The organism is Pannonibacter indicus, assembly GCF_001418225.1.
GTDB lineage: Bacteria > Pseudomonadota > Alphaproteobacteria > Rhizobiales > Stappiaceae > Pannonibacter > Pannonibacter indicus.
The window spans coordinates 1-25,062 of the sequence record NZ_LIPT01000014.1; the positions used below are offsets into that span (position 1 = coordinate 1).

16 protein-coding genes and 2 pseudogenes are annotated in these 25,062 nt (G+C 63.2%); 5 read left to right on the forward strand and 13 right to left on the reverse strand.

Features of this window, described 5'->3' with window-relative positions:
- Positions 1 to 17 precede the first annotated feature (17 nt).
- The 4 genes and pseudogenes from ASC48_RS16030 to ASC48_RS16045 form a co-directional block, all read right to left on the reverse strand.
- Positions 18 to 287, reverse strand: a pseudogene (locus tag ASC48_RS16030) (transposase); the annotation flags it as partial.
- A gap of 62 nt (positions 288 to 349) precedes the next feature.
- Positions 350 to 1,057 (reverse strand): annotated as a pseudogene (locus ASC48_RS16035) (aldehyde dehydrogenase family protein); the annotation flags it as partial.
- A gap of 459 nt (positions 1,058 to 1,516) precedes the next feature.
- Positions 1,517 to 2,461, reverse strand: coding sequence for a helix-turn-helix domain-containing protein (locus tag ASC48_RS16040; protein WP_055456736.1), 945 nt, complete (start codon positions 2,459 to 2,461; stop codon positions 1,517 to 1,519).
- Between the two features lie 209 nt (positions 2,462 to 2,670).
- Positions 2,671 to 4,773: a molybdopterin oxidoreductase family protein gene (locus ASC48_RS16045; protein ID WP_055456737.1), complete on the reverse strand. Its 2,103-nt coding sequence runs from the start codon at positions 4,771 to 4,773 to the stop codon at positions 2,671 to 2,673.
- 330 nt (positions 4,774 to 5,103) lie between these two features.
- Between ASC48_RS16045 and lexA the strand changes: the two genes are divergently transcribed.
- On the forward strand, positions 5,104 to 5,826 hold the full coding sequence (gene lexA / locus ASC48_RS16050) for a transcriptional repressor LexA (protein WP_055456738.1): 723 nt from the start codon (positions 5,104 to 5,106) through the stop codon (positions 5,824 to 5,826).
- Positions 5,827 to 6,279: 453 nt separating this feature from the next.
- Positions 6,280 to 6,717 (forward strand): DUF983 domain-containing protein, encoded by a 438-nt coding sequence (locus ASC48_RS16055; protein ID WP_055456798.1) that lies wholly within the window; start codon positions 6,280 to 6,282, stop codon positions 6,715 to 6,717.
- A 91-nt stretch (positions 6,718 to 6,808) separates the two neighbouring features.
- Here ASC48_RS16055 and ASC48_RS16060 read toward each other — a convergent pair whose 3' ends face one another.
- The gene (locus ASC48_RS16060; protein ID WP_055456739.1) at positions 6,809 to 8,104 is read right to left on the reverse strand and encodes an O-antigen ligase family protein; all 1,296 of its coding nucleotides are present in this window, start codon (positions 8,102 to 8,104) and stop codon (positions 6,809 to 6,811) included.
- A gap of 111 nt (positions 8,105 to 8,215) precedes the next feature.
- Positions 8,216 to 10,123 carry a polysaccharide biosynthesis protein gene (locus tag ASC48_RS16065; protein ID WP_208975771.1) on the reverse strand — a complete coding sequence of 636 codons (1,908 nt, stop codon included), beginning with the start codon at positions 10,121 to 10,123 and terminating at the stop codon, positions 8,216 to 8,218.
- A gap of 467 nt (positions 10,124 to 10,590) precedes the next feature.
- Between ASC48_RS16065 and ASC48_RS16070 the strand changes: the two genes are divergently transcribed.
- Complete coding sequence (locus ASC48_RS16070; protein ID WP_208975772.1) at positions 10,591 to 13,524, forward strand: vitamin B12-dependent ribonucleotide reductase; 2,934 nt, start codon at positions 10,591 to 10,593, stop codon at positions 13,522 to 13,524.
- Here the strand turns inward: ASC48_RS16070 and ASC48_RS16075 are convergent.
- Entirely contained in the window at positions 13,470 to 15,062 is a 1,593-nt protein-coding gene (locus ASC48_RS16075; RefSeq protein WP_055456740.1) for an EAL domain-containing protein, read from the reverse strand. The two genes, ASC48_RS16070 and ASC48_RS16075, sit on opposite strands and share 55 nt — an antisense overlap.
- Before the next feature lie 123 nt (positions 15,063 to 15,185).
- On the opposite strand from ASC48_RS16075, the gene ASC48_RS16080 reads away from it, so the two are divergent.
- Positions 15,186 to 16,082, forward strand: coding sequence for a sugar kinase (locus ASC48_RS16080; protein WP_055456741.1), 897 nt, complete (start codon positions 15,186 to 15,188; stop codon positions 16,080 to 16,082).
- Between the two features lie 795 nt (positions 16,083 to 16,877).
- Here ASC48_RS16080 and ASC48_RS16085 read toward each other — a convergent pair.
- The 3 genes from ASC48_RS16085 to ASC48_RS16095 form a co-directional block, all read right to left on the reverse strand.
- Positions 16,878 to 17,516: a hypothetical protein gene (locus ASC48_RS16085; RefSeq protein ID WP_055456742.1), complete on the reverse strand. Its 639-nt coding sequence runs from the start codon at positions 17,514 to 17,516 to the stop codon at positions 16,878 to 16,880.
- A gap of 88 nt (positions 17,517 to 17,604) precedes the next feature.
- Positions 17,605 to 19,176 (reverse strand): glutamine-hydrolyzing GMP synthase, encoded by a 1,572-nt coding sequence (guaA, locus tag ASC48_RS16090; protein ID WP_055456743.1) that lies wholly within the window; start codon positions 19,174 to 19,176, stop codon positions 17,605 to 17,607.
- Positions 19,177 to 19,300: 124 nt separating this feature from the next.
- Positions 19,301 to 19,834, reverse strand: coding sequence for a MarR family winged helix-turn-helix transcriptional regulator (locus ASC48_RS16095; protein WP_055456744.1), 534 nt, complete (start codon positions 19,832 to 19,834; stop codon positions 19,301 to 19,303).
- Positions 19,835 to 20,279: 445 nt separating this feature from the next.
- Here ASC48_RS16095 and ASC48_RS16100 point away from each other — a divergent pair, with 445 nt between their 5' ends.
- A complete protein-coding gene (locus ASC48_RS16100; RefSeq protein WP_167345149.1) occupies positions 20,280 to 22,118 on the forward strand; it encodes a tetratricopeptide repeat protein in 1,839 nt (612 codons plus the stop codon).
- Between the two features lie 87 nt (positions 22,119 to 22,205).
- On the opposite strand, the gene ASC48_RS16105 is transcribed toward ASC48_RS16100, so the two are convergent.
- From ASC48_RS16105 to ASC48_RS16115, 3 genes are read right to left on the reverse strand one after another with little or no spacing between them, the layout of a single operon-like run.
- Positions 22,206 to 23,477, reverse strand: a complete 1,272-nt coding sequence (locus ASC48_RS16105) for a TRAP transporter large permease (protein ID WP_055456746.1) — start codon at positions 23,475 to 23,477, stop codon at positions 22,206 to 22,208.
- A 57-nt stretch (positions 23,478 to 23,534) separates the two neighbouring features.
- A complete protein-coding gene (locus ASC48_RS16110; RefSeq protein ID WP_055456747.1) occupies positions 23,535 to 24,017 on the reverse strand; it encodes a TRAP transporter small permease in 483 nt (160 codons plus the stop codon).
- A gap of 58 nt (positions 24,018 to 24,075) precedes the next feature.
- The gene (locus ASC48_RS16115; protein WP_055456748.1) at positions 24,076 to 25,050 is read right to left on the reverse strand and encodes a C4-dicarboxylate TRAP transporter substrate-binding protein; all 975 of its coding nucleotides are present in this window, start codon (positions 25,048 to 25,050) and stop codon (positions 24,076 to 24,078) included.
- Between the last annotated feature and the right edge of the window lie 12 nt (positions 25,051 to 25,062).

The window sequence follows — 25,062 nt, forward strand, 5'->3', positions numbered from 1 at the left end:
CGAGGGGCTCAGAAGTTTCCCCGCGCAGCCTCCGTCAGGATCAGCTTGTCCAGCGTCAGATCCGCCACCGCCTTGCGAAGCCGTTCGTTCTCCTTCTGGAGATCCTTCAACTGCCGAAGCTGGTCACGGCTCATGCCGCCATATTGCTTACGCCACCGGTAGAACGTCAGCTCGGAAACGCCGATCTGGCGAACGGCATCCGCCATCGCCATGCCTTGGCCGCGCAAAACCTCAACCTGCCGAAGCTTCGTGACGATCTCGTCGGGCTTGTGTCGCTTGTTTGCCATTGTGGTCCTCCTTCAGGGTCAAAACCATACTTCAAGGTGGACCCGTTCAATGGGGGTGGATCAATCTTGGCAATACGGCTGGACGAAGCCAGCGCGTGGCCAGCTTCGGCGCCGGTGCCGTTGACGATGTTGAGCACGCCTGCGGGGAGCAGGCCGCCAATGAGTTCAGCCAGCAACAGAATGGCCGCCGGGGTCTGTTCGGCCGGTTTCATCACGATGCAGTTGCCCGCAGCCAGGGCCGGAGCCAGCTTCCAGGCTGCCATCAGGATGGAGAAGTTCCACGGAATGATCTGGCCGACGACGCCCAGCGGCTCATGGAAGTGATAGGCGACCGTGTCATGGTCGATTTCGCTCATGGTGCCCTCCTGCCCGCGCAGCACACCGGCGAAATAGCGGAAGTGATCGACGGAGAGCGGAATGTCGGCGGCGGTCGTCTCGCGGATCGGCTTGCCGTTGTCCCAGGTTTCGGCGGCGGCCAGCACGTCGAGATTGGCCTCCATCACGTCGGCGATCTTCAGAAGGATGTTGGCGCGGTGGGCGGCAGAGGTCTTGCCCCAGGCCTCGCGCGCCGCATGGGCGGCATCGAGCGCCGCGTTGATGTCGGCGGCATCGGAACGGGCAACCTCGCAGATCCTGGCGCCGGTGATCGGGGTGATGTTGTCCATGTAGCGGCCGTTGACCGGCGGCACGAACTTGCCGCCGATGAAATTGTCATAGCGCTCGCGGAACGGTGAAACGGTGCGGAAATCCGCCTGTGCCTGAATGTTCATACTTGTCTCCTCCAACGGGCCGCCCCCTCGCGGCCATGGGAAGAGCTTGACGCACGGCGGACGGTCTGAGGAGCCATGGCCGGGAACGGCTGCCCGCGCCTGTCGCAGTTCTGCGACAGATGATGGCGGGTATGTGGGAGGTGTCAGATGGAAGCACAGTCGCGCCCCATATCCGGCGTCACCCCGGGCGGAGCGAAGCGCAGACCCGGAGCCGACTCGCTTGCAGAGCAAGCATGGGGACGGCGAAAGCTGAGACAGGCGCAGGAGGCTGCCCGTATTTTACCGCCAGTGGACTGCGGCACCTCTCTGCAAATGAGTGGGCCCCGGATCTTCGCTTCGCTCCGTCCGGGGCGACGCTGCGGTGAGGGGCAAATCCATGCCCGCCTGACAGGCCCCGGCCTATCCTTGGTATTTTGGACCGGGGCTGAGCGTGGCAAATGCCCGAGCGCGCTCGCCCCCTCACTCCTTCGCCAGTTTGCGGTGAAGCGTCGCGCGGGAGAGGCCGAGGGCGCGGGAGGCGGCGGAGACGTTGCCGGCGGCCCGCGCCAGCGCCCGGTGCAAAACGGCGCGCTCCGCATCCTCCAGCCGCTCATGCACCGGCAGGCCGAGAAGATCGGCGAGCGGGCGCGGGTTTGCAGCAGGATCGGCAGTCAGCCCCAGCAGCGCACGGGCACCGCGTGTTGCGCCGATGACGAGATCATCCTCATCCACCGCCACAAGCGCGGCGAGGCTGTGATTGCCACCGCCCGGCACCAGCACCACTCGGGCTTTCGGGAAGGCGGCGTGGAAAAGATCAGCCTCCACCTTCTGCGCCGTATTCTGCACCGTCTGGCTGATCAGGCCGAGAACGGCGGAAGACACATCCTGCTCTGCCGTCGAGACGTCGATCACCGCCGCAAGCTGACCGTTTGCATCATGCACGGGGGCAGAAGTGCAGGTCAGGCCGATGTTGCGGGCAAGGAAATGCTGGTCGCGGTGGATCGTCACCGCCCTGCCCTCGGCAAGGCAGGTGCCGATGCCATTGGTGCCAGCTTCCGCTTCCGACCACACGGCCCCGGTCCACAGGCCGGATGCAGCAAAGTCGCGGTCTTCGGAAGGATTGCCGCGCCGCTCCACCGCGATGCCTTCCGCATCGGCCAGAACAACACAGGCGCCAAGGCCGCCGATGGTCTGGAACAGCCAGTCGAGATGGGGCGCGGCGGTGGCCACAAGCCCGCCCATGCGCTCGCGCACCAGGGCAAGCTCCTGCGCCGTCAGGCGCGGCTCCACCCGGCGTTTCACCGGATCAAGGCCATGAAGATGGGCCGAGCGGGCCCAGGATGCGGCAATGGGCGAGCGCGCCGCCTGCCCGCTGGCAAGCGCCGCCTCGATACGGCTCTGATGCTGAGACGCCACCGTGGGCATGTCTGGCTCCTCCCGCAAGGCTCTGACAGCCTGCACCCAGCCCGAAGGAACAGGACACAGGCCGAAGCCCCTGAGGCGGCAGGCACCACTCCCTGCGGGCCATTGTTGCAAGGACGCGGATCTCACCCTTCCGCGAGCCTCAAGCCCCCGATGCGCACCATGCCGCAAGGAAAGACTAGCAGCTTCGCCGCACCCACGCCACCGGAGGATTACACGGCCGGGCGCACCCACACGGCGCAGTCATGGAAGGCGGCGCCGCCATAGGGGGCAATGGGCTCGGCTCCGATCAGCGTGTTGATGCCATTGCCGTTTTCAAAGGCCGTGTTGGGCCAGATGCCTTCCGACACCACCGTTCCGGGGGCCAGCCCCTCCACATGGCGCAGATGCAGCAGCACCTCGCCGCGCCGGTTTCCCAGGATGACGCGGGCGCCATCCTCCAGCCCCGCAGCGGCGGCTTCATCGGGGCGCATCCACACTTCCGGCCGGCCGCCTTCCTTCTTGGTGGAGCCCGGCGTTTCGGTGAAGCTGGAGTTGAGGAAGGAGCGGGCCGGCGCCGTCACCAGCCGGAACGGATGCTCCGCGTCGGCATTTTCCACCGCGTCCCAGTAATCCGGCAGGCGCGGCATGGCGGCGTGGGCACCAAAGGGCTTGCCGTCTTCCGGCCGGTTGGGCGCAGCGGTAAAGCCCCAGTCCACCTTGAAGTGATACTTGCCGTCCGCATGGCCGAAGCCATCGAGAAAATGGGCGGTGCGGAAGTCCGGCTGCAGATCCTTCCAGCGCCCGGCCTCCAGTTCGGCCAGCGTGCCATAGCCGGAATTGACGAGCATCCAGTCCACGTGCTCGCGGGCGCTCATGTGGAAGCCGGGATGATCCTTTGCGCCAAGACGCTTCGCCAGTTCGTTGATAACGAATATGTTCTCCCGCGCCTCGCCCGGCGCTTCCGTCAGCTTCGGGCCAAACAGCATGTACTGGTGGCCGCCGCCCCGGTAGATGTCGTCATGCTCCAGAAACTGGGTGGCAGGCAGCACGATATCAGCACAGCGCGCCGTGTCCGTCATGAATTGCTCATGCACCACGGTGAAGAGATCCTCACGGGCAAAGCCCTGTTTCACCAGTGTCTGTTCCGGCGCGACGGAGACCGGATTGGTGTTCTGGATCAGCAGCGCCGTCACCGGCGGGCCGCCGGCCAGCGCCTCCCTGTCCCCCGTCAGCACGCGGCCGATGAGGCTCTGGTCGAGGAACCTCGTGCCGCTGCGTAAGGAACTGCCCTCGATCATCGACTTGTCGAGCCTGTAGATCGCCCCGTTGTTGTGGAAGGCGCCGCCCCCTTCATACTGCCAGGAGCCTGCAACAGCTGCAATGCTGGCCGCCGCGTGCATGGAGACAGCGCCGTTGCGGCTGCGGGTAAAGCCATAGCCCAGGCGGATGAAGGTGCGCTTCACCTCGCCGATCATCCGGGCGAGCTGCGTGATCTCTTCAGCCGGAACGCCGGTGATCCCTTCCGCCCATTCCGGCGTGCGGGTGGCAAGATGGGCCTCCAGCTCATCCGGGCAATCGGTGTAGCGGGCAAGATAGTCCCGGTCGGCGAGTCCATCGCGGAACAGCACATGCATGATGGCACAGGCCAGCGCCGCATCGCTTCCGGGCTTCAGCACGATCCCGATATCCGCCTGCTTCATCGTTTCGGTGCGGTAGACGTCAACCACGATGATCTTCGCACCACGCGTCTTGCGGGCGGTGATGGCGTGGGTCATCACATTCACTTGGGTTGCCACCGCATTGGTGCCCCAGAGGATGATCTGGTCGGCCTTCATCATCTCGCGCGGATCCGGCCCGGCCAGAAGCCCGGTTCCGGCCACATAGCCGGTCCAGGCCGGATTGGTGCAGATCGAGGAAAACTGCTGCGAATAGCCCTTGGCATGGCGCAGGCGGTGGATACTGTCGCGCTGCACCAGCCCCATGGTGCCGGCGTAGTAATAGGGCCAGACCGTCTCCGGCCCATGCTTCGCCTCCGCCTCCAGGAATCGCGCGGCAATAAGGTCCAAGGCCTCGTCCCAGGAGATGGGCTCGAACCGCCCCTCCCCCTTCGCACCAACGCGGGCCATTGGCGTCAGCAGCCGGTCCGGGTGGTACAGCCGCTCGGCATAGCGGGCGACCTTGGCGCAGATGACGCCCGCCGTGTAGGGATTGTCCGCCGCCCCGCGCAGGCGGCCGATGCGGCCCTCTGCCGTCACCTCCACATCCAGCGCGCAGGTGGAGGGGCAGTCGTGCGGACAGGCGGAATGGGCGGTGATGGTGACAGGCTTGTTCATCTTCGGTCTTTTCGGGGTCCCGGTGGCGCCGCCCCAGAGCAGAATGCCGACTAAGGCAGGGTGAGGCCGCCTGCGGGGCGCAGGCAGCGCGGGAGCTGTGTTTTCTTCGTTCGCCAGCTTTCGGGACACAGGCGCATGAAGTCAAGCCGGGCCCGCAGGCAATTGTACACAAGGTACCGTTCTGCCGGCAAAAGGCGCAGCAGCGGTGTGTTGCCTTGAGTGCATGCGACAGGAACATCCCGCTAACCTCACCTTAAGACTTGTGGAACACAGTGAGAACAGCTAAGGTAAGTTCATGATTTGTACCAGACCCTCCAACGGGGACCTCACATGCTGACGCGCAAGCAACACGAATTGCTGATGTTCATTCATGAGCGCCTGAAGGAATCCGGGGTTCCGCCGTCTTTTGACGAAATGAAGGACGCACTGGACCTGCGGTCCAAGTCCGGCATTCACCGTCTGATCACGGCGCTGGAGGAGCGCGGCTTCATCCGCCGCCTGCCCAACAGGGCGCGCGCCATGGAAGTGGTCCGCCTGCCGGACTCGGTCACGCCGGGCCTGTCTTCGCCGCGCGGCAAGGGCTTTGCGCCGTCGGTTATCGAGGGATCGCTCGGCAAGGCCTCTGCCCCGGCCGCCGCTCCGTCCGCCCCGGTGGCGGAAACCGCACCTCACTTCACCTCCATCCCGGTCATGGGCCGCATCGCCGCCGGTGTTCCGATCGAGGCGATCCAGACCCACAGCCATTCCATCTCCGTGCCGCCCGAGCTGATCAGCCGCGGGGAGCACTATGCACTGGAGGTGCGCGGCGATTCGATGATCGAGGCCGGTATTCTGGATGGCGACACGGTGCTGATCCGCAAGACCGACACGGCCGAAAGCGGTGACATCGTCGTGGCACTGGTGGATGACGAGGAAGCAACGCTCAAGCGCCTGCGCAAGAAGGGCGCTTCCGTTGCGCTGGAAGCTGCCAACCCGGCCTATGAAACCCGCATCTTCGGCCCCGGCCGCGTGCGCATCCAGGGCAAGCTCGTGGCCCTGTTCCGCCAGTATTGAGCCGCTGCCCCCCTTTCAACACGCTTGAAGAATGCCGGAGACACTGTTTCCGGCATTTCTGTTTATGGCAGCACGCGGCACGCACCCGGCAGACTTGCCTCACCGGCAACTGGCTGGGCCCGCGCGGTCCCAGAGCACGTGTGATAACCATTCCAGCCAAGGCGGCACCGGTTTTGCATCCGGGATCGCATGAAAACAGGCAGCCAGAGCACGGCCGGCCGCTCCGTTTTCATCGAAAGGGTGCCAGGCATGTTGCGCCAGCCACTCAAAGCCTTGATACGGGCGGTGCAGAAGCGTCCGGACCAGGTTCCCGCCGGGCACAGGAATTGCTGACCTGCCCTCCCCTTGCCCCCTGCGTCAAAACGCATCTTGCTCCGGACGCGTCTGCGCCGCAGTTAGCGGGTAAGGAATTATCCTGATTTGCCGCAAGCCGGCCAGCACAAGGAGGCCCTCATGACCATCGAGACATCCGGCCAGTGGCCAGCCCAGTCACCCGCACATGTCGGTGTGCGTGGACGTTGCCCGCGCTGCGGTCAGGGGCATCTGTTCAAGGGCTTCCTCACCCTTGCCCCGTCCTGTGAAGTCTGCGGCCTTGACTACAGCTTCGCCGACCCGGCGGATGGCCCGGCCTTCTTCGTCATCTGCTTTGCCTGCGTTCCGAGCGTTGCCTTCGCCATGTGGCTGGAAATTGCCTACACGGCGCCCTATTGGGTCCACCTTTTCACAACGCTGCCGCTGCTGCTCCTCACCTGCATTCCGCCCCTCCGCCCCCTCAAGGGCTGGCTGGTAGCAAGCCAGTATATCTACAAGGCCGAGGAAGGCAGGCTGGTGACGGATACCCCGGCCGAAGACAAAACGGCGGGAGGAGCAAGGCCCGGTCCCGAAACCTGAAAAGGCCGGCTCATTCCAGGAATTTCGATACTCACACCTTACGCCTTGAAAAGGCTCTTGCGCCGCAAGGGTTTGTCCAACTCTCAATGAGTCAGGCGGATCGGGAACCGGCAGCAAGCTCCGGAGCAGACCGGACTGCTTCAGCCCGCCCTTTGACCATGAAGGGCACCGCTGTGAGGATCATCAGGCTGAACCACCAGCCCTGCCATGCCCCATGACTTACAACCGCGACACTGTAGGTGACGGCTAGAGTGACGGTTGCCGCCGCGAGGCTCGCGCCCTGAAGGTGGCCCGCGCGGCGGAACAACAGGGCAAGCGCTGCAGCGAACAAAGCCGCCCCAGCCAGCCCCAGTTCGAACCAGATTTGCAACGGCGCGTTATGGCTGTGCCCGAAACCAAGCAGGTATTTTCTCTCAGGTGAATATCCGGCAGCTTCGGGCAATTCGTCTGCCACTTTCGAGGCTTCCATCCCATATCCCAGCCAGACATGCCCGGGCAGCAAATTGGCATATTCCGTCCAGATGAGCCCGCGTATGGTCAGCGAGGTGTAGCCGACCTTTTCGTGGATGGCCTGAGGGATCATGTCATTCACATGGCCGACAATGAGCGGCATGAAGACAAAGGTCACAAGAGCGCCACCGGTCACGACCCTGTAGATAGCCCGCGGCCAGACGAAGGCCGGAACGGTCAGCAGCAGGATGACAAGCACGCCGAGCTGCGCCGACGAGCTGTCGGATTGAAAGCATGACACAGCTGCAAACACCAGCAGTCCGGCCAGGGGCAAGCGGCGGCGCTGTTTCAAGATCACGAGAGCTGCAAACGGCAGGAACATGGCGATTGCAACGGCTGCGCGGTTCAGAACGTAGTTGTCAGGATCGCCGCGAAGTTCTGCATTCAGCACGCCGCCGGTCAGGAAATGAACAAAAATCAGAACAGCCGTCAGCGGCAGAGAGATGGCAAGTGCGGCTCCGATCCGCCCTGCAAGACGCTCAAGCACCGGAACCGGCAAGGCACAGACACATAGCCACAAAAGGCCTGAGACCAGGACCGAGAAGAGGAAACCCCATGCCGAACTCAGCCCCCTCGCCTGTACCGGGACAGGCGTCCAGGTAACGGAGATCAGCATGAAGGCGGTACAGGTGAGGCCCGCCAGGAGCAAGGGAGACCGGATCTTCGAGCCCAGGCCCTCAAACATTGCCTGCCCGCGGTAACACCACGCAAGCCCGGCAAGAAAGACAGCGGCCAGCGCCAGAAACAAGGGCGGAGACACCCGGGCGACCGTCAGGACAGGCGGAAGCGCTGCAAATACCGATACGAAGAGGAATTCGAGCGCCTGCACCGGCTTGCCGCGGTTTCGCCCGGCCAGTTTTTGAGCAACCTCGGTCAAAACGGCAATTCCCTTTAAAAAAGTCTCTTAACTCAGGTCTTTCGATGCAGGCGCATCATGCTTTGAAATTGCCCAACCGCACCACAGCAGCCGCCACCCGGAGCTTGCAGCTTAACGCATTCGGGGCATCGCGGCCTGAACGGGGCTTCCGGCCTCGACTTCACCCAGCGCGGCGATCAGCATCGCCTTGCACTGATCTTCCCCACCAGCGGCCGCACTGTTGCCGAGGCGCTCAAGATGCCACATCAAACGCTCGAGCGGAATGATGCCGGCGGAGGCGACAAAGAAGCCCTCTGCATCGTGAGGGGCCGTCATCTCGTTGGCGTCAAACAGCTCTTCATAAAGCTTTTCCCCCGGACGCAGACCGGTGAACTTGATCGCAATGTCCTCATCCGGCCGCAGTCCCGCCAGGGAAATCATCGTTCGTGCCAGTGTCAGGATCTTCACGGGCTCGCCCATGTCGAGGACAAAGATGCGTCCGCGTGTCTCTTCGCGTCCGATTTCGGCCGAAGCGGCGTGCAGCACCAGTTCGGTCGCCTCCCGGATTGTCATGAAATAACGTGTCATTTCCGGGTGCGTGACCGTGATCGGACCGCCGGCGGCAATCTGCCGCTTGAAAAGCGGCACGACCGAGCCGTTGGATCCCAGCACGTTGCCGAACCGCACGGTGATGAACCGGGTGTCGACGCCGCTGATGTCCAGTGCCTGGCAATAGGCTTCCGCGATCCGCTTGGTCCTGCCCATCATGCTGGTGGGCCGCACGGCCTTGTCGGTCGAAATCTGAACCATCGCACGGGCACCACAGGCAACGGCCGCATCAGCCACATTGCGGGTCCCCAAGACGTTGGTCAGCACACCTTCACAAATATTGTTCTCCACCAGCGGCACATGCTTGAGGGCCGCGGCGTGGAAGACAACGGCAGGCCTGCAGGCCTGCATCACCTCATGCACACGCCGCCTGTCGCGCACGTTGCCGATGACGGCCTGCCGGGGCAGGTCCGGATTGAGTTGGGAGACTTCAAGATCGATTTCATAAAGAGCGTATTCGCTTGAATCGAACAGGATGATTGAAGCCGGGTTGCAGGCCACCACCTGCCGGACGATCTCCGAGCCAATGCTGCCGCCGGCGCCGGTGACAAGCACCGTCCGACCACCAATCAGGGACCTGATCGCCTCCAGTTGCAGTTGCACCGGAGGCCGGCCAAGCAGATCTTCAAGCGTGATACTGGCCAGATCCGGCTCAGTGCCCGTGAGCGGCCTGTTTACAACGCGGCGCAGGGGCAGCTTGAGCCGCGCGGCACTGGCGGCAAGAGACTGCATACCCGCCTCACCGGCGCGGGGCGTTGCCAGAAGCAGCGCCGAAACCGGGACACCGCCCATTGCAAGACGGCCAACAATCCGCTCCAACTCATCAGCCGAGCCGATAACCGGCACCCCCCGCACGGCTCTGCCGCTGCGCTTGCCTGCACCAAGCTCGACAATGCCTTCCACTTTGTAGAGGCGGGAGGACTCGAGCTTGTAATTGCGGATGACGTTGTCAGCATCGCCGACATGGCCGACGATCAGCACATGTTCGCGGTTCTGTATGTCCCGTTTCCGGAACCCGACCCCGCCAAGATGCCCGTCTTTATAAGCGCGGTACATGATGCGGGGCGCGCCCAGCAACACGATCAGCACGAACCACAGGATGAGCGGCGTTGCGCGCGGAAAGCCGGCCAGCCGGTCGACGAGGAAATGAAGAATCAGAAACGCGAAGATCGCGGCCGTACTGCTCAGCACGATGCTCCGCAGATCGCTCAGCGAGGCAAAGCGCCAGATTCCTCTCCCCAGACCGAAAAGAGCAAACATCACGCCGGCGATGGCCGCGAATGAAAGAACCCACCACGCGAGGCGGCTCATGGGCGGCAGGGACTGAAGATCGTACCGGGCCAGCAGCGCGATCGTCATGGCAAGGCCGGCCATGATCACGTCATGCAGGCGCGCGAGCAGTTGCTTCGTTGATGCCCGCGTTAACAGCACGCCTGGCCACTCCTGACACTTGAAGCCATATGGTTCTCTCCTGACCAGGCTTCATTAAACTGCTTCGCTTTTGCCCTGACCAGTGTCGCGGCGTCAAGGCCAAGACAGGTGGAGGCGCAAAACACCCCGGACAGACATTTAGCGAATGCACAATTTATAGGCGCGTTATCCTCTGCCTGCTCCAGAACCGCAGTCCCGCAAGCGTATCGGGTTAGACATCCCGGCGGATATTCAAAACATGATTAATTCAATACAGATTACGCACAATCAATATCTTGCGCGGAAGGGTGTCACTCTCAGATAAAAACTTCAACTTCACTTCTTCTCATGATTGAAGCGAAAGATATAACACCCACTTTCGAATGATTAATATTTTGTTAAAATTCAAGCCGTGGCCGCGCTTGTTCAGTGAGTGAACCGGCGGCTTCCAGACTTGCACCTCATTCAAATGCGTTTGCGGGGGCCAAATGCGTATCAACCGACTTTTCACCAAAGCCGGAGCGCCGGCATATTGCGATGTTCGTTTCCGCCAGCACCAGAGCGAAGTTCGCACACAAGGCGGCAAGGTTCTGTCGCGGCAGGCGGTATCGGAAGTGCCGGAGCGCTTTTCCCAGGTTGCCGCAGATGTGCTGTGCCAGAAATATTTCCGCAAGACGGGCGTTGCCGCCCGTCTGAAGAAGGTGCCGGAGGACGATGTCCCGGTCTGGCTGCAGCGGTCGGTTCCCGACGAGGAAGCGCTCAAGTCTCTTCCCGAAGAGGCGCGCTTCGGGCCGGAAACCTCGGCACGGCAGGTCTTTGACAGGCTTGCCGGGACCTGGACCTACTGGGGCTGGAAAACCGGCACCTTTGACAGCGAAGACGATGCCCGCGCCTTCTTCGACGAGATGCGCGTCATGATGGCGCTTCAGGCCGCCGCTCCGAACTCGCCGCAATGGTTCAACACCGGCCTTTTCTGGGCTTATGGCATCGAAGGCGCTGCACAGGGCCATTGGCACGGCGATCCCGTCTCCGGCGAAGTCGTCCCCTCCCGCACGGCCTATGAGCATCCTCAGGTGCACGGCAGCGTCATCCTCTCGGTGGAGGATGATCTGGTCAATGAGAACGGCATCATGGACCTGTGGGTCCGGGAGGCGCGGCTCTTCAAATATGGCTCCGGAACCGGCTCCAATTTTTCACGCCTGCGCGGCGCCGGCGAACCGCTGGACCATGGCGGCCGCTCTGCCGGGCTCCTCTCCTTTCTCAAGGTCGGAGATGTGGCAGCCGGATCGCTGAGACTTGGCAGCACGACCCGTGCCGCGGCCAAGATGGTCGTCGTGGATGCCGACCATCCGGATATTGAAGCCTTCATCGACTGGAAGGTGGCCGAGGAAGAAAAGGTCGCTGCGCTCGTTTCCGGCTCCCAGCTGGCCAGACAGTGCCTCAACCGGATCATTGCGCTGGTCGGGGCCATCAGCGGCCATCATACCACGGGCGAGCGGTTCAAGACGGAGCTCGACGCAGCCATCCAGGACGCGCGCGCCGTCCAGATACCCGACAGTTTCATCGACCGGATCCTGCGCAGCGCCTCGCAGGGGCACGAGCTGCCCGAGCTGAAAACCTACGACATCAACTGGGATTCGGAAGCCTACCGCACCGTCTCCGGCCAGAATGCGAACAACTCGGTCAGGCTTCCGGACAGTTTCCTGCATGCCCTGGAGACAGGCGGCGACTGGCACCTGTCTCCGCGCCGGAACACGGCGGCACAGGCAGGACAAGGCCGCAGCATCAAGGCCGAAGCGCTCTGGCAGCGGATTGCGCGCGCGGCCTGGACTTCGGCCGATCCCGGACTGCAGTTCGATACCACCATCAACGGCTGGCACACATGCCCGGCTTCGGGCCGCATCAATGGCTCGAACTCCTGCTCCGAATTCATGTTCGTGGATGACACGGCCTGTGTGCTCGCTTCCCTCAACCTCCTGGCATTCGTGCAGGAGGATGGTGAGATCTGTCTTGAGCTGTTCCGCCATGCGGTGCGGCTGTGGACGGTCAGCCTCGATATCTCCACCGCCATGGCGCAATATCCTTCGCGTGCCGTGGCGCATAACACGCTGCGGCACCGGCCGCTGGGCCTCGGCTTTGCCAATCTGGGCGGGCTCATCATGTCGCTTGGCCTGCCCTATGACAGTTCCGCCGCACGCAGCCTTGCAGCCGCACTCACCGCCGTTCTGACGGGCACCGCCTATGAGACATCGGCGGAACTTGCCAGAGATCTGGGGCCGTTCCCTGCCTTGGCAGAAAACCGGCAGTCCATGGAGCGGGTGCTGCAAAACCATGCGGCCTGCGCCAAAGGCCAGAGCGATCCGGCGCAATATGATGGATTGTGCCGGCCACCCTACTCGGCTGGCTTCGACATATGCCCGAGCCCGGACCTTGCCGCGGCTGCGGCCACGGCCTTTGACCGGGCGCTTGAGCTTGGCCGGCGCTTCGGCTGGCGCAATGCACAGGTCTCGCTGCTGGCCCCGACCGGGACAACCGGGCTGGTGATGGACTGCAGCACGACGGGCATCGAACCGGACTTTGCCCTCGTCAAGTTCAAGACACTGGCGGGCGGCGGCTTCTTCAAGATCATCAATGCGATGGTGCCGCTGGCCTTGCGCAGGCTCGGCTATGGCGAGGATGCCGTCACCCGCATCGTGCAGCACATCGTCGGACACGGGTCGCTCAAGGATGCGCCGGGCGTCAATCTGGACAGCCTGCGCCAGCGGGGGCTGACCGAAGCCTGTCTGACACGGATCGAGGCCGCGGTGCAGGGCGCAAGCCATATCCGCGATGCTGTAAGCCAGTGGGTCACCGGTCCGGAGGAACTGACCGGCTGCCTCGGGATCACGGCGGCAGAAATGGAGCAGCCGGGATTCGACCTGCTGAACTGGCTGGGCTACCTGCCGGAGGAGATCGAAGCGGCCAACGCCCATGCCTGCGGTGCGCTGACCATCGAAGGGGCTGCGGATCTGGCCGCGCAACATCTGCCGGTGTTTGACTGCGCGACGCCTTGCGGCCCCAAGGGCGTGCGTGCCCTCAGCCTGGAAGGCCACCTGATGATGATGGCTGCGCTGCAGCCCTTCCTCTCCGGTGCCATATCCAAGACGGTCAACATGCCGCGCGACGCCTCTGTCGCCGATTGTTCCGCTGCGTTTCTCAAGGCGTGGGAACTGGGCCTCAAGGCCATTGCGATCTACCGGGATGGCTCCAAGCTGTCGCAGCCCCTGTCGGCGGGCAGCCTGGACCAGCTTCCGGCCGTCAACACAGGCGGCAGCAAGGCGGACCGGGCGGAAATGCCCCGGGAGCCTACAGCCCAGTCTCCTCAGGATCAGGCCGCTTCTGCCGATGCCCCGGTTTCATCGCGCTCGCCCGTCAATGCCTGAGCGAGCTCGATAAAGAGTTTGCCGGGCAGCGGCGGCGCAAAAAGATAGCCTTGTGCCGCCGTCACTCCCAGTTCCCGCAGGCGCTCCACCTGCTCGACCTTCTCAACGCCTTCGGCGATGATGCCCATGCCGAGATTGTCGGCGAGTTCCACCATCGAATCAACAATCGTGGTGGAGCTGTCATCCGTGCCGATGGCATCGATGAACATCTTGTCGATCTTGATGATGTCGATGCCCAGCTTCTGCAGATAGGCCATGCCGCCATGGCCGGTGCCCACGTCATCCAGCGCCACACGCACGCCAAGGGCCTGGATCTCCGCGATCAGCTTGCGGGCGAGCTCCAGATCCTCCAGCGGCATGCGCTCGGTCACTTCCACCACAAGCTGCTGATAGGCGATGGCGGAGTTGCCGTAGATTTCCTTGATATCGTCGATGATCCGGCGGTCATTGAAGTGGCCTGCAAACAGGTTGATCGACAGCTTCAGATCCGGGTTTTCCGCATAGAGCGGCCCTACCTCGCGGACGGTCTCGCGCATCATGATGCGGGTCATTTCAAAGATATGCCCGGTGCTTTCGGCGTAAGGCATGAACTGCGCCGGCGGGATCAAGGTTCCGTCCCGGTTGCGCCAGCGCATCAGCACCTCGCAGCCGCGCAGGCTTCCGGTTTCGATATCCATGACCGGCTGGTAATAGGGAATGAACTCCTTGCGCCGGATGGCGGCGGCAAATTCGTCATCCGCATCCTTGTCGGGCCGCCAGAAGAACCAGACGCCGATCGCAATGAAAATGATGGCCAGCCCTGCGCAGACCACGGCCACCATCATCTTCAGCCCCGCGACCAGACTGATGGCGGCAGAGCGTGGCACCGCGATGACGGATTTCAGCGGATAGCGGTCCGAGCGCACCTCGACCGTCAGAATCTCGTCGCTCTCCAGGAGCTCGGAGCTGAAGCCGCCGGTGGAGAACCATGGCACATCATTGCCGAGCCGCAGTTCGGCACGGCGGAAGGCCCGCAGATACTCCGGCCCCGGATCGATCGACACCGCAGCCGGCGATATTTCGGCAAAGAGACGGGTCGAATTCATCAGGTCCCAGCTGACGATGGCAACATGGGTGCCCAGAAACTGGACGCCCATCACGCCGATGCCCACCAGCGGCGCATCCGGCTTGGCGGCCGGCAGGATCGCCTCGCCGTCGATCTGACCGTCGGGAACAACACACATGCGCACGCCGTTGCGGTCGACAAGGCCGATGCGCTGCAGAAAGCCAAGCTGGCCGACGGCGGCCAGAAGCATCTGCCTGTCCTCGCGCGAGCAGCTGGTGGCCGAACTGCGCTCGAGGCGCTGCAGTGTGGTCACCGCATCATTGATCGCGAACTCGCCGCGCATCACATAGCGTCTGGCCATCGCCTCCAGTTCGGTGCGGGCGTTGGTAATGGCATAATTGTCGAGGACGAAATTGGCTGCGACAAGGGGCGCCAGTGCCAGCATCAAGGCGACGCAGACAGCCCTGATAAAGATCATGTAGCGTCGTGTCATTGCGCGGCCTGATTCCCGAGGGGTTGCTGACCACAATGGTACAGGCCAGTAAAAAAGAACTGAACACTCCATACGCGGCCGAATGTGCCGGCCGCAGCGGATTACTGCCAGGAGGCGTACACTATGAAGGCACTTTTCATCGGGCAGGCCTATATCGACATCACGTTCCTGGCCGATCAGATCCCCACCGGCGACGAAAAAGCCATCGCGCAGGACTATGCCGTGAGCTTCGGCGGCAATGCGGTCACGGCCGCCTTCTGCTGCGCGAAACTTGGGACCGCTCCCGATCTTCTGTGTTCACTTGCCGATGACTGGCTCGCCCGGATGTTCCTCGACATGGCCGCGCGCTACGGCATCTCCGTGCATGGGCGCAAGGTGCGCGAGTCGTCCCTCTCCTTCATCATGCCGCATGACGGCAAGCGCGCCATCGTTCGCTGCCGCGACAATGACTTCCTGCATCCCTTCCCGCCGCTGAACCTCAATGGCTGCAAGGCGCTGCATCTGGACGGGCACATGCCCGATGCCGCGCTCCACTATGCAAAGACCTGCCGTGAAGCGGGCATTCTCACCTCGCTCGATGGCGGTGCCGTGCGGCAGAACACCGATGAACTTTTGCATTTCATCGACGTGCCCATAGTTTCGGAACGGTTCTGCGAACAGCTGAAGCTCGACATTCCCGGCACCCTCGCCTATCTGCGCGCCCATGGCTGCCCCGTGGGCGGCGTCACTGCCGGGCACCGCGGACTCTACTGGTACGAGGGCGATGGCCCGGTGCAGCACATGCCCTCCCTCGCCGTGCCGAAGGAGAAGGTCGTCGACACCAACGGGGCCGGCGACACATTCCACGGCGCCTATGTGGCGGCCTATCTGCAGAACCCGGAAGGCAGCTGGGAAGAGCACTTCCGCTTCGCCCGCGCCGCCTCGGCCCACGCCATCCAGCACCTTGGCAACGAGGCCAGCATGCCCACCCGCGAAGAAGTCCTAGCCGCCATGGCCACCTGGCCGGAGCGGGAAGAGTAAAAAGAACGCGGAAACCCCTCCGGGGCACACCTCCCTATGCTTCGGAGAGCCCTATTGAGACCGCGGCGGCCAAAGACTTTTTGACCCCAATAGGCACAGACTGCTTCCATTTTTAATGCCGGATTCTTTTGCTTTCGCAATTCAAATAAAAATGGTGAAGGCATTGCTCTTAATGCCATATCAACGCATATTGCTTTTGCTGATTTGATTGACATGGCTTTGCGATGCAAAAGCCTTGCTGTGTTCTCTCAAACTCCGGTGACTGGGCGCGCCTTGTGACGCATTCGGCGAACTGGCTTCAGGACCGGAACATTTTTCTGCGCTGACCACGGAGGTACTGGCAGACAGACAGCGTTCCGGCCTGGAATGGCACTCGCCAATCCGGCATCCGGGCCGTCCGGAGGCCTCACCTTCAGATAGACAAACTGTTCTATTTCCCCAGCACGCTGCCGGGCTGCGTCTTACGATGTGCGCATATGCCTGCGCTTTTGCCTTGCATGGCGGCGGTACAGCACTGATACCCGTCACCGGGGAACGGCGCAGCTGAAAGCTTCTTCGGTTGCCGGGTAGCGGGGCAAGTATGCTGCCAAGGCCCGATGCCTCTGCACCTGACGCAGTTTCCGGCCGGCATCCGGCAAGCTGCCGGGCAGATCCCTGAAAGCCTGATTGACCGGCACATGGTCAAGCCCGTGCGGCGTCTGAGCATTTTCAAGGCGTGATGCGTAAGCATCTCAGAGCCTTGGTATAATGCGTCAGCACCGGAAGGCTTGGTAGGAGTGATTGGGCGGGGCTGGATCAGCCGCCGCCCGGTCCTCCGGCTTTTGGCTTTTCTGCACCAGGCCCAGGCAGGTCAAGCGCCGACATCAGCACACCCTGCCCCCGGCGGTAAAGCGTGGCATAGGCTGCAGTTTCCAGAAGATTGGGCCATTGCACGAAACCGGAAACGACCTTGTTGAAGGGAATGGCGCCACAGCCCGGCGTCCCGCAATCGGGCTTGCCCTTCGGGCATTGACTGAAACTGCAGAGCCGCCCGAGATACCGGTCCGTCTCCGGCTCGAACAGGAAGACCTCGGCCTGATGACCGGTGACGGCCAGCGGAAGCGGACCAAGCCCTTCGCGGAAAAGGTTCCGCCCTGCGGCCGCAAGAGACTGATCGCGGGCCTGCCGCATCTTCTCCAGCCGCTCACACGAGGTCACCCACACAGCAAGATCCAGATCGCCGCATTCATGCCAGATCATGATCTGCTTGCGCCGGAAGACCCCGAACTGCGGCACTTCCTTCCACAATGGCCGGGCCACCGACCCGATAACCGCCACGGCCTCGACCTCGGCAAATTCCGACAGGGCCCCCGCCACAACATCGGCCGCCACACGGAAGGCCTGTTGCCGGCGGACCATGCGGAAGTCCTCCTCCTCAATCCGGGAACGGCGCATGTTGTCGCTCAGGTCTCTGCGAGACAGCCTGATGCTGCCTCTTCAACAAACTGATACGAAACCGCACCCAGTGGCAACCCGCTTCAGATCACTCCCACTCGATCGTGCCGGGCGGTTTGGAGGTGATGTCGTAGGTGACGCGGTTGATGCCTTCAACCTCGTTGATGATGCGGGTCGCGGTTTCGCCGAGGAATTCGTGGGTGAAGGGGTAGTAATCCGCCGTCATCCCGTCCACGGAGGTCACCGCGCGCAGGGCGCAGGCGTAGTCGTAGGTGCGGCCATCGCCCATGACGCCGACGGTGCGCACCGGCAGGATGGCCACGAAGGCCTGCCAGATCTCGTCATAAAGACCGTGCTTGCGGATCTGGTCGATATAGACCGCATCCGCCTTGCGCAGGATCTCCAGCTTGGCGCGAGTGATCTCGCCCGGGCAGCGGATGGCAAGGCCGGGGCCGGGGAACGGATGGCGGCCGATGAACTTCGCCGGCAGGCCAAGCTCGCGGCCGAGGGCGCGCACTTCGTCCTTGAAGAGCTCACGCAGCGGCTCGACCAGCTTCAGGCCCATCTTTTCCGGCAGGCCGCCCACATTGTGGTGGCTCTTGATCGTCACCGACGGGCCGCCGGAGAAGCTGACGCTTTCGATCACATCCGGATAGAGCGTGCCTTGCGCCAGGAACTCGGCGCCATCGATTCTACTGGCGTATTTCTGGAACACGTCGATGAACAGCTTGCCGATGGTCTTGCGCTTCACTTCAGGGTCGCTCACGCCTTCCAGCGCGCCCAGGAACAGCTCCTGCTCATCCGCATGGATCAGCGGGATATTGTAATTGTCACGGAACATGGTGACGACTTCTTCGGCCTCGCCCTGCCGCAGCAGGCCGTGGTCGACGAAGACGCAGGTGAGCTGGTCGCCAATTGCCTCGTGGATGAGAACGGCAGCCACCGAGCTGTCAACGCCGCCGGACAGGCCGCAGATGACCTTCTTGTCCCCCACCTGCGCACGGATCTTGGCAATGGCCTCGGCGCGGTAGGCGCCCATGGTCCAGTCGCCCTTGAAGCCGGCAAGGCGCACGAAATTCTCGTAAAGCGTCCGGCCATTCGGCGTGTGGTGCACTTCCGGGTGGAACTGCACCGCATAGAAATGCCGCTCCGGATCGGCCGTGATCGCAAAGGGCGCGTTCGGCGAGGTGCCATAGACCTTGAAGCCCGGCGCGATGCGGCTGACATGGTCGCCGTGGCTCATCCACACCTGCTCGCGCCCTTCGGCGAACCATCCGGCGATGAAGGCATCGCTCTGACCGGACGGGGTCACATAGGCGCGGCCGAATTCTGCCGTGCCACCGCCGCCGGAAATCTTGCCGCCATCCACCTGGCCGCCCAGATCCTGCATCATCACCTGCTGGCCGTAGCAGATGCCAAGGACCGGCACGCCGAGGGTGTAGACCGACTTCGGCGGACGGGGCGAGCCCTCGCGGGTGACCGAATCCGGCCCGCCGGAGAAGATCACCGCCTTCGGCTTGAAGGCCGCCAGAAAGTCATCCGTAACGTTCTGATAGGGGTGGATTTCGCAATAGACATTCAGCTCGCGCAGACGCCGGGCGATGAGCTGCGTCACCTGGGAGCCGAAGTCGATGATAAGAAGACGGTCGTGCTGGGTCATGAGCAGCTTCTAGCGGGTCAGAGGGTGGATTTGAACCGGAATCTTGTGCCTTGCAAAGCTTTTGTGAAGGGCAGCGCCCTGCCCTGTCCCGGCTCTTGAAACGGCAGCCGCAAGCGGCGCGGCGTCAGGTGTTTTCCCTGGCCTGCAGAGCGCCCAGAAGGCTGGCAAGGCGGATGCGGTCCGGCGTGCCGAGGCCTTTCATGATCTCCGCCTCCAGCGGCACCAGACGGGCGCCGATTTCATCGGCAAGGTCGCGGCCGGCCTTGGTGGGCTTCAGCACCACAAGGCGGCGGTCCTGCCGGTTTTCGCTCTTCTTCAGGAACTTACGGTCGGTGAGGCGCATGGCGGCACGGCTGATGGCCACCGCATCCAGCCCGGTCTTCGCCCCAAGATCGCGCACCGAGCCTTCGCCCGCCTCGATCAGCGCCGCCAGAACCAGCCATTCGGCCAGGGCCAGGCTGTGCTGGCTCTGCAGCGCCTTGACGAGGCGGCGTTCCACCAGCCTTGCAGCCGAAATGATCTTCAGCGGCAGAAAATTGTCGAGCCCGGTCTCGGGTACCGTGTCGAAAAGGCTGACCTGACCAGCCGCCTGCGCCTGCGCCGGTGCCGGCCTGGCTGCGGATTTGGCTCGGGGCTCTTTGCTGCCTGACTGTTTCATGTTCCGTGCCCTTCCGGCGCAGGCCGCGCGTCCTTGTGAGGATCCGTGAGAAGATCCGTGGGGCGGCCGGTGATGCAGCCATAGAAGGCCCCGAAGGCGGTTCTACGGCTTGCAGGCCGCCCGCTTAAAACAATTTCAGTTCATCTGAAAAGGCTTTGCGGCATGACCCGCCGTGCTCCTCCACAGAATTCGCGCAAGCTGTATTTCACGCGCGCAGCAGTGGTCTTTTTCATGCCGGACAGGAAAAAGCCGCGCCATGACAGGCAGTCAGGCGCTCAAGGGATCACAAATGCGGGTGGACAGGCACGCCTTGGCCCCGTTCCGCCTTTTGACCGCCTCAGAGTGAGTGCTTAGACTGAAGGCAGCTCATGCTTTTTGATTCGATGCGGAACGCATGGGGGTCAGGGGGCAGAAACAGGAATGGCAAGCAAACAGGAGCCAGACGGTGGCAGCACCGGTCAAGCTCCGGAAATGGTCGTCTGACATGACGGATGCGGAGGACACCCGGCAGAAGGAAGGAACAGCCACCGGCCGTGATACCGGTGGACGGGAGCCTGTGCCTGCAAACACGTCCTCCGCCGGCCCGCAAGGGGACGCCACTGGCCTTGGCCCGATCAGCGCCAGCAGCATCGAGAGCGCCCACCGGCTGGCGCGCCGCCTGCTGCGCGAAGGCCAGTTCGAGGAAGCGGCCACGCATCTGCGCAAGATCGTCTTTGCCGAACCTGCCAACACGCGGGCGCGCGCCAGCCTTGGCAACTGCCAGCTGATGACCGGCGACCTCGTCAATGCCGAAGCCTCCTTCCGTACCGTGCTGGAGACCGACCCCAAGGACCAGAACGCGCTTTATGGCCTCGCCACACTGCTTCTGCGCCGCGGCGCCTATGACGAAGCGGCCATTCATGCGGCGAAGCTGGTCGAAGTGCTGCCGGACAGTGCGGCCGCGCTGTCATTGCTGGCCGAAACCGGCTCCCAGGATGCACGCCCCGGTGCCGCCATTGCCAATTACCGCCATGCCCTCCGGTTTGATCCGGATTACCAGCCAGCTCTCCTTGGCCTTGCCAATCTTCTGTTGAAGCGCCACCGCTTCGATGAAGCGCGGGAACTGGCCGAGCGTGCTGCCCAGGGCGGCGCCGGACCGGTGGAAGCGCTTGTGGTGCTGGGTGACGTGATGGCTGCCCAGGGGGAGCTGGTCGGCGCCCGCCGCGCCTTTGAGGCTGCCCTTGGCCGCGATGCGCAGCATCATGCCGCCCGCGTGAAGCTCAGCTCGCTGGCGCGCCGCGCCGGTGACATCAAGATGGCCCTCCGGCAGGCGGATGATGCCTGGACCGAGGCTCCCGACTTCCGCGAGGCGGGCAATGCCGTGGGGGCAGCCCTTGCCGCGCTGGGCGAGCGGCAGGCGGCCCGCGAGGTGCTGACCAGCGTCGCCAATGGAAGGCAGGCACCCGACTGGGTGCGCCACGTCATCGAAACCCACCGCAAGGTGGACATGCCCTCCGTCGACTGGGTGGCCAGCGAGGAAGCGCTTCACGCAGCCAAAGCCAGCAAGACGGCAGCCATGGCCGCGCTGACGGCTGCCGCCGATGCCGGCAAAGCCGCCGCAATGGCCCGGGCAGCTGCCACAAAGGCACTCGCTAAGGGCGCCATTATGGCTGCAAGTACACAGCCGGACGAAGATCCTTTGCCGGCTGATGAAAATGATGAGCCGGCAAATAAAACTCCGGCAGAGACAGCCTTGGCCGGAGAAGCAGAGAGCGCTTCGGGTGCAGTCCATGGCGAAGACAGACCTGAGGAAAGTCCCGCAGAGCCCATGGCTGCCAGTGAAGCTGTCAGTGAAGCTGCCTGTGAAACGGTAGCGGAAACCGGCAGCGGCGGGCCGGAGGGTCTGGATTCAGGTCCTGCAGCGGAAGCGGAGGCCAAGCTGCCCTTCCCTGCCGATAACGCCGGGTTTGAAGCGGAAGCGGAGCTTGAGCTTTTGCCTGCGCCCCCGCCGGAGAAAGAGGCCGGGACGGACACCACGGCTGATGACGAGAACCAGCTTGAGACCGGCGCGGATCCTTCCGGCGGAGTGGTGCCCGTGCTGTCAGACGATGAGAGGCAAGAGGCTGACGTTGCGCGGGACGAGACAGCTGACGGCAGCACGGGCGCGCCGGAGCCGGATGAGCCGCTTGTCCTCTCAGAGGAAGTCCTGGAGAGCGAGCTGGTCTATGAGCCGGAGCCGGATGAAAGCTGGACAGACGAGGATGATCTGAACGACCTCAACCGTCTCGACGGCAGCAAGACCTGACGTTTGAGCACTTAGCCATCCTGAAATGCCAAAAGGCCGCCTGAGGGACATTCCCCGCAGGCGGCCTTTGTTTTCATTCCGGGCGGTTCAGATCAGTGCCAGCGAGAAGGCCGGCACGAAGGTGACCAGCAGCAGCGCCACCAGAAGCGTGGCGAGGAAGATCCAGCCGTCGCGCAGGAACTCGACCAGTTTGGCGCCCGTCAGGTTGCACACCATCAGCAGCACCGTTCCCACTGGCGGCGTAAGCGTGCCGATGGAGAGGTTGAGGATCATGACGATGCCGAAATGCACCGGATCGATGCCGAGCTGCATGACCACGGGCTTGAGCAGCGGCACGAGAATGATCATCAGCGCCGTGCCCTCGATGAACATGCCCAGCACCAGCAGCAGAACGTTGACGGCGATGAGGAAGACCCAGGGGTCGGTCGTCAGGCTGGTGATGATTTCCGCCATGGCAACACCGGCCCGCTCCACCGAGAAGATCCAGGCAAGGGCCGACGAGGTCATGATAACCAGCAGGATCGAGGCGGTCTGGCGGCCGGTTTCGGCAAAGGCGCGGCCCACATCCGAAAGCTTCATTTCCCGGTAGATCAGGAAACCGATGGCGAGGGTGAAGACCGTCGCAACGGCCCCGGCTTCCGTCGGCGTGAAGATCGACAGGCGGATACCGCCGACGATGACCAGCACCAGGAAGATGGCGGGCCATGCACCGATGAGCGTTGTCTTCGTTTCGGCGGCTGTGGGCCAGCTTTCACGCGACGGCTTCAGCCCCTTGCGGCGGGCGTTGATCCACACGGCCGTAATCAGCAGGACGGCGCAAAGCAGGCCAGGAATGATGCCGGCGGTGAACATGGCGCCGATGGAGACATCGGCCACCAGCGCATAGATGATCAGCGCGATGCCGGGCGGAATGATCGGGGTGATCAGCGAGCCGCAGGCGGTGATGGCAGCCGCCGCACCGGCGCTGTAGCCCTGGCGGCGCATTTCCGGCACCAGAATGCGGCACATCATGGCGGCATCAGCAAGGTTCGAGGCCGAGATCCCGCCCATCAGGGTGGAGAGCATAACGTTGGTGTGGCCGAGGCCGCCGGTGAGCCGCCCGACCATCAGATCCGCCAGCTTCATCAGGCGCCCGGCAATGCCGGTGGTGCCCAGAAGCGTGCCGAGCAGCACGAAGAAGGGGATGGCCAGCAGCGAGGGGTTCTGCGTCGGCGCAATGATCCGCTGCACGGAGATCTGCAGGGGCACCGAGGAGAAGAACACGAAATAGGCGACCACAGCCGCGAACATGGCGAGATAGATGCGCATGTTCAGGGCAAAGAGCGCGAACATGAGAGCAATGATGATGAACCAGGTCATGGACGTCTTTCTGAACGCGAATATGTGGCCGTCAGGAAAGGCTGCGGGCGGGAGGGATCAGGCCTTGTGCTCGGGACCGGCGGGCGGGCTTGCCGCCGCATCAGGCCGGTAGAGACGCCAGGCCATGACAAGCGCGGTGCCGCCGGCGCCGATGACTATGGCCAGATCCAGCCAGAACCACGAAATGCCAAGGATCTGCGTCTTCTTGAAAGCCGTGGCCTTTGCCAGCGCCCAGCCCTGCCAGGCCATGAAGGCAAGAAGCCCCACGGAGGCCAGATTGACCGCAAACACCATAAGACGGCGCGGCAGGCCCTTCAGCGCATTTTCCAGAAGATCGATGGTCAGATGCTGCCGGTTCGCCTCGCAGGCGATGGCACCGATCATGACGATCCAGATCATCAGGATGCCCGAGACCTCTTCGGTCCAGGCAAGGGGCGTTCCCATAAGATAGCGCGCGATGACGGCTGCAACGGTCATCAGCACGAGCAGGGCCACGCATACGGCCCCGAAGGCCGAGGCAGCACGGAAAATGAGGGACATGACAGTCTCCGCAAAGAAGAAGGACCGGCCGCTTGCGGGAAGCGGCCGGCCGGAAGGATCACTTGGCGAGTTCTGCCTGGATCATGTCATAGAGGCCAGGCGTCCATTCCGGGAACTGGGTATAGAAGGGCATGGTCTTCTCGCGGAAGGCTGCCACATCCGGCTGGGTGACGTTGACGCCGGCCGCCTTCATCTCGGAGAGAATGCGCTCTTCTTCCTCGGCTGCGATCTCCTGGCTGTAGAGGCCGGCCTCATAGCCGGTCTTGTGCAGCATTTCGAGAACCTGCGGATCGAGGGGGGAGAAGAACTCTTCACCGCCCAGCCACAGGGCCGTGTTGGTGAGATAGCCGATCATGGACAGTTCCTTGGCCGGCTCATGCAGCTTCTGGCCATAGAGCACCGGCAGCGGGTTTTCCACGCCGTCGATCACGCCCTGCGTCAGGGCCGGATAGACTTCGCCCAGCGGCATCGGCGTCGGGGTGGCGCCCATCAGCTCGATGGCCTTGATCTGCATCGGGTTGTTCGGAACGCGGATCTTCAGGCCCTTCAGGTCCTCCGGCTTTTCCACCTTCTTCGTCGCCAGCAGCTGGCGCGTGCCATAGAGGTAGTTCGGGATGACAATGTGGATGCCCTTGGCGCGCAGCTCCTGATCCTTCTGCTTGAACCAGTCGCTCTCATAGATCTTCAGCAGCTGCTGCGGATTGTCGGCGAGATACGGCCCGAACAGGATGCCCAGATCCGGATCGAAGTCGGTGAGGAAGCCGGCGTCGGCAATGGTCACCACGTTCACGCCCAGCATGGCCTGCTCGATCACGTCCTTCTTCGCCCCCAGCTGCGAAGACGGGAACAGCTCCAGCGCCACCTTGCCGCCGGAAGCTTCCTTCACGAGATCGGCCCAACGGTGCATCACCTTGTCGACCGGCTCGCCTGGATTGTTCTCATAGGCCACCTTGACGACCACTTCCTGCGCCGCCACCGGCAGAATGGCCGCGACGCCCATGAGCGCGGCAAGCGCAAGCGATTTCAATTTCATTGCAGATCCTCC

What these genes read in the sequence shown, in the direction of transcription:
- guaA (WP_055456743.1), bottom strand. Translation starts at nt 19,176, where the DNA reads ATGACCCAGCACGACCGTCTTCTTATCATCGACTTCGGCTCCCAGGTG.
- ASC48_RS16115 (WP_055456748.1), bottom strand. Translation starts at nt 25,050, where the DNA reads ATGAAATTGAAATCGCTTGCGCTTGCCGCGCTCATGGGCGTCGCGGCC.
- ASC48_RS16105 (WP_055456746.1), bottom strand. Translation starts at nt 23,477, where the DNA reads ATGACCTGGTTCATCATCATTGCTCTCATGTTCGCGCTCTTTGCCCTG.
- ASC48_RS16095 (WP_055456744.1), bottom strand. Translation starts at nt 19,834, where the DNA reads ATGAAACAGTCAGGCAGCAAAGAGCCCCGAGCCAAATCCGCAGCCAGG.
- lexA (WP_055456738.1), top strand. Translation starts at nt 5,104, where the DNA reads ATGCTGACGCGCAAGCAACACGAATTGCTGATGTTCATTCATGAGCGC.
- ASC48_RS16080 (WP_055456741.1), top strand. Translation starts at nt 15,186, where the DNA reads ATGAAGGCACTTTTCATCGGGCAGGCCTATATCGACATCACGTTCCTG.
- ASC48_RS16055 (WP_055456798.1), top strand. Translation starts at nt 6,280, where the DNA reads ATGACCATCGAGACATCCGGCCAGTGGCCAGCCCAGTCACCCGCACAT.
- ASC48_RS16110 (WP_055456747.1), bottom strand. Translation starts at nt 24,017, where the DNA reads ATGTCCCTCATTTTCCGTGCTGCCTCGGCCTTCGGGGCCGTATGCGTG.
- ASC48_RS16075 (WP_055456740.1), bottom strand. Translation starts at nt 15,062, where the DNA reads ATGACACGACGCTACATGATCTTTATCAGGGCTGTCTGCGTCGCCTTG.
- ASC48_RS16040 (WP_055456736.1), bottom strand. Translation starts at nt 2,461, where the DNA reads ATGCCCACGGTGGCGTCTCAGCATCAGAGCCGTATCGAGGCGGCGCTT.
- ASC48_RS16070 (WP_208975772.1), top strand. Translation starts at nt 10,591, where the DNA reads ATGCGTATCAACCGACTTTTCACCAAAGCCGGAGCGCCGGCATATTGC.
- ASC48_RS16045 (WP_055456737.1), bottom strand. Translation starts at nt 4,773, where the DNA reads ATGAACAAGCCTGTCACCATCACCGCCCATTCCGCCTGTCCGCACGAC.
- ASC48_RS16085 (WP_055456742.1), bottom strand. Translation starts at nt 17,516, where the DNA reads ATGCGCCGTTCCCGGATTGAGGAGGAGGACTTCCGCATGGTCCGCCGG.